Annotated in this window: 3 protein-coding genes and 1 pseudogene; all 4 read left to right on the forward strand. The window is 49.8% G+C overall.

The window, feature by feature from the left end:
* Positions 1 to 269: 269 nt before the first annotated feature.
* Positions 270 to 1529, forward strand: coding sequence for a chloramphenicol efflux MFS transporter CmlA5 (locus APU02_RS23865; RefSeq protein ID WP_012300772.1), 1260 nt, complete (start codon positions 270 to 272; stop codon positions 1527 to 1529).
* A 264-nt stretch (positions 1530 to 1793) separates the two neighbouring features.
* Positions 1794 to 2594 carry an oxacillin-hydrolyzing class D beta-lactamase OXA-10 gene (locus APU02_RS23870; protein ID WP_000846390.1) on the forward strand — a complete coding sequence of 267 codons (801 nt, stop codon included), beginning with the start codon at positions 1794 to 1796 and terminating at the stop codon, positions 2592 to 2594.
* Between the two features lie 16 nt (positions 2595 to 2610).
* A pseudogene (aadA1, locus tag APU02_RS23875) lies at positions 2611 to 3449 on the forward strand (ANT(3'')-Ia family aminoglycoside nucleotidyltransferase AadA1).
* 116 nt (positions 3450 to 3565) lie between these two features.
* On the forward strand, positions 3566 to 3818 hold a 253-nt coding region (locus APU02_RS25620; protein ID WP_064757991.1), incomplete at its 3' end, for an SMR family transporter.

Consider the following 3818-nt stretch of genomic DNA (forward strand, 5'->3'; position numbering starts at 1 on the left):
TAAGTTTATCACCACCGACTATTTGCAACAGTGCCCGCCACCCTGTCGCCGTTTATGGCGGCGTTGGGCGCACAATAAGGCTCCTCGCAGAGTTGCTTGAAAGTTGTTACGATTCAAATTCAATCATGAGATAGTCAGCAGATGAGCACTTCCAAGAACGCAGACAAGTAAGCCGCAGCAACCTTCATTTTTCGGTTGTTGCGGCGTTCTCATGAATCCTTTTGCTCTACGGGAGCGCCGCCAAATCCTTTGTTCAAGGAGATGGTTTCGTGCGCTCAAAAAACTTTAGTTGGCGGTACTCCCTTGCCGCCACGGTGTTGTTGTTATCACCGTTCGATTTATTGGCATCACTCGGCATGGACATGTACTTGCCAGCAGTGCCGTTTATGCCAAACGCGCTTGGTACGACAGCGAGCACAATTCAGCTTACGCTGACAACGTACTTGGTCATGATTGGTGCCGGTCAGCTCTTGTTTGGACCGCTATCGGACCGACTGGGGCGCCGCCCCGTTCTACTGGGAGGTGGCCTCGCCTACGTTGTGGCGTCAATGGGCCTCGCTCTTACGTCATCGGCTGAAGTCTTTCTGGGGCTTCGGATTCTTCAGGCTTGTGGTGCCTCGGCGTGCCTTGTTTCCACATTTGCAACAGTACGTGACATTTACGCAGGTCGCGAGGAAAGTAATGTCATTTACGGCATACTCGGATCCATGCTGGCCATGGTCCCGGCGGTAGGCCCATTGCTCGGAGCGCTCGTCGACATGTGGCTTGGGTGGCGGGCTATCTTTGCGTTTCTAGGTTTGGGCATGATCGCTGCATCTGCAGCAGCGTGGCGATTCTGGCCTGAAACCCGGGTGCAACGAGTTGCGGGCTTGCAATGGTCGCAGCTGCTACTCCCCGTTAAGTGCCTGAACTTCTGGTTGTACACGTTGTGTTACGCCGCTGGAATGGGTAGCTTCTTCGTCTTTTTCTCCATTGCGCCCGGACTAATGATGGGCAGGCAAGGTGTGTCTCAGCTTGGCTTCAGCCTGCTGTTCGCCACAGTGGCAATTGCCATGGTGTTTACGGCTCGTTTTATGGGGCGTGTGATACCCAAGTGGGGCAGCCCAAGTGTCTTGCGAATGGGAATGGGATGCCTGATAGCTGGAGCAGTATTGCTTGCCATCACCGAAATATGGGCTTCGCAGTCCGTGTTAGGCTTTATTGCTCCAATGTGGCTAGTGGGTATTGGTGTCGCCACAGCGGTATCTGTGTCGCCCAATGGCGCTCTTCGAGGATTCGACCATGTTGCTGGAACGGTCACGGCAGTCTACTTCTGCTTGGGCGGTGTACTGCTAGGAAGCATCGGAACGTTGATCATTTCGCTGTTGCCGCGCAACACGGCTTGGCCGGTTGTCGTGTACTGTTTGACCCTTGCAACAGTCGTGCTCGGTCTGTCTTGTGTTTCCCGAGTGAAGGGCTCTCGCGGCCAGGGGGAGCATGATGTGGTCGCGCTACAAAGTGCGGAAAGTACATCAAATCCCAATCGTTGAGAGAATGTGGCAAGCTATCGCCCAACAAATCGCTGCAGCCGACCCAAAACCGCTACGCGGTTTCGGTCGGCTGAGCTCAGGCGTTAGGCCTCGCCGAAGCGAAAGATCGCTACTTGAAGTGTTGACGCCTTTGTTTTAAAGTTTCGCGTCTATCTTTCTGATTTTGTTAAAAAATCAGACTTTGATTAATCATGTTAGACGTCAGAGGTATTTTGACTTAAACGCCTCTGAGGTCGAATTAACGTTAGCCACCAAGAAGGTGCCATGAAAACATTTGCCGCATATGTAATTATCGCGTGTCTTTCGAGTACGGCATTAGCTGGTTCAATTACAGAAAATACGTCTTGGAACAAAGAGTTCTCTGCCGAAGCCGTCAATGGTGTCTTCGTGCTTTGTAAAAGTAGCAGTAAATCCTGCGCTACCAATGACTTAGCTCGTGCATCAAAGGAATATCTTCCAGCATCAACATTTAAGATCCCCAACGCAATTATCGGCCTAGAAACTGGTGTCATAAAGAATGAGCATCAGGTTTTCAAATGGGACGGAAAGCCAAGAGCCATGAAGCAATGGGAAAGAGACTTGACCTTAAGAGGGGCAATACAAGTTTCAGCTGTTCCCGTATTTCAACAAATCGCCAGAGAAGTTGGCGAAGTAAGAATGCAGAAATACCTTAAAAAATTTTCCTATGGCAACCAGAATATCAGTGGTGGCATTGACAAATTCTGGTTGGAAGGCCAGCTTAGAATTTCCGCAGTTAATCAAGTGGAGTTTCTAGAGTCTCTATATTTAAATAAATTGTCAGCATCTAAAGAAAACCAGCTAATAGTAAAAGAGGCTTTGGTAACGGAGGCGGCACCTGAATATCTAGTGCATTCAAAAACTGGTTTTTCTGGTGTGGGAACTGAGTCAAATCCTGGTGTCGCATGGTGGGTTGGGTGGGTTGAGAAGGAGACAGAGGTTTACTTTTTCGCCTTTAACATGGATATAGACAACGAAAGTAAGTTGCCGCTAAGAAAATCCATTCCCACCAAAATCATGGAAAGTGAGGGCATCATTGGTGGCTAAAACAAAGTTAAACATCATGAGGGAAGTGGTGATCGCCGAAGTATCGACTCAACTATCAGAGGTAGTTGGCGTCATCGAGCGCCATCTCGAACCGACGTTGCTGGCCGTACATTTGTACGGCTCCGCAGTGGATGGCGGCCTGAAGCCACACAGTGATATTGATTTGCTGGTTACGGTGACCGTAAGGCTTGATGAAACAACGCGGCGAGCTTTGATCAACGACCTTTTGGAAACTTCGGCTTCCCCTGGAGAGAGCGAGATTCTCCGCGCTGTAGAAGTCACCATTGTTGTGCACGACGACATCATTCCGTGGCGTTATCCAGCTAAGCGCGAACTGCAATTTGGAGAATGGCAGCGCAATGACATTCTTGCAGGTATCTTCGAGCCAGCCACGATCGACATTGATCTGGCTATCTTGCTGACAAAAGCAAGAGAACATAGCGTTGCCTTGGTAGGTCCAGCGGCGGAGGAACTCTTTGATCCGGTTCCTGAACAGGATCTATTTGAGGCGCTAAATGAAACCTTAACGCTATGGAACTCGCCGCCCGACTGGGCTGGCGATGAGCGAAATGTAGTGCTTACGTTGTCCCGCATTTGGTACAGCGCAGTAACCGGCAAAATCGCGCCGAAGGATGTCGCTGCCGACTGGGCAATGGAGCGCCTGCCGGCCCAGTATCAGCCCGTCATACTTGAAGCTAGACAGGCTTATCTTGGACAAGAAGAAGATCGCTTGGCCTCGCGCGCAGATCAGTTGGAAGAATTTGTTCACTACGTGAAAGGCGAGATCACCAAGGTAGTCGGCAAATAATGTCTAACAATTCGTTCAAGCCGACGCCGCTTCGCGGCGCGGCTTAACTCAAGCGTTAGATGCACTAAGCACATAATTGCTCACAGCCAAACTATCAGGTCAAGTCTGCTTTTATTATTTTTAAGCGTGCATAATAAGCCCTACACAAATTGGGAGATATATCATGAAAGGCTGGCTTTTTCTTGTTATCGCAATAGTTGGCGAAGTAATCGCAACATCCGCATTAAAATCTAGCGAGGGCTTTACTAAGCTTGCCCCTTCCGCCGTTGTCATAATCGGTTATGGCATCGCATTTTATTTTCTTTCTCTGGTTCTGAAATCCATCCCTGTCGGTGTTGCTTATGCAGTCTGGTCGGGACTCGGCGTCGTCATAATTACAGCCATTGCCTGGTTGCTTCATGGGCAAAAGCTTGATG

This window comes from Citrobacter sp. 50677481 (assembly GCF_001463265.1).
In the GTDB taxonomy this organism is placed as follows: domain Bacteria; phylum Pseudomonadota; class Gammaproteobacteria; order Enterobacterales; family Enterobacteriaceae; genus Citrobacter_A; species Citrobacter_A sedlakii.

Coding starts and splice junctions, on each gene's coding strand:
- APU02_RS23870 (WP_000846390.1), top strand. CDS start 1,794: ATGAAAACATTTGCCGCATATGTAATTATCGCGTGTCTTTCGAGTACG.